The 301-nt window shown below is 46.5% G+C and carries 1 protein-coding gene; it reads left to right on the forward strand.

Annotation, left to right across the window (positions count from 1 at the left end; all coding sequences use genetic code 11):
* Nucleotides 1-293: integrase core domain-containing protein (locus LZP73_RS19935; RefSeq protein ID WP_234236647.1), on the forward strand; the 293-nt coding region annotated here is incomplete at its 5' end.
* Nucleotides 294-301: the final 8 nt, after the last annotated feature.

Below are 301 nucleotides of genomic sequence, written 5' to 3' on the forward strand. Positions count from 1 at the left end.
CGAGTCGTCAATATCGTCAACTACTCTGGCGCTACCAAATAAAACAGAGCTTAAGTCGACGGGGTAATTGTTGGGATAACGCGCCGATGGAGCGCTTCTTCAGAAGTTTAAAAACAGAATGGGTGCCATCATCAGGCTACACATGCTTTGGTGAAGCTAAAGCATCAATCACGCAATATATCGTTGGATATTACAGCCAGGTCAGGCCGCATCAATATAATGGCGGTCTGACACCAAGTGAGTCGGAGAGAAGGTTCTGGCTTGCGTATAAAACCGTGGCCAAAAAAGGTTGACCACTACA

The organism is Shewanella sp. AS16, from assembly GCF_021412365.1.
Taxonomy (GTDB): Bacteria; Pseudomonadota; Gammaproteobacteria; order Enterobacterales; family Shewanellaceae; genus Shewanella; species Shewanella salipaludis.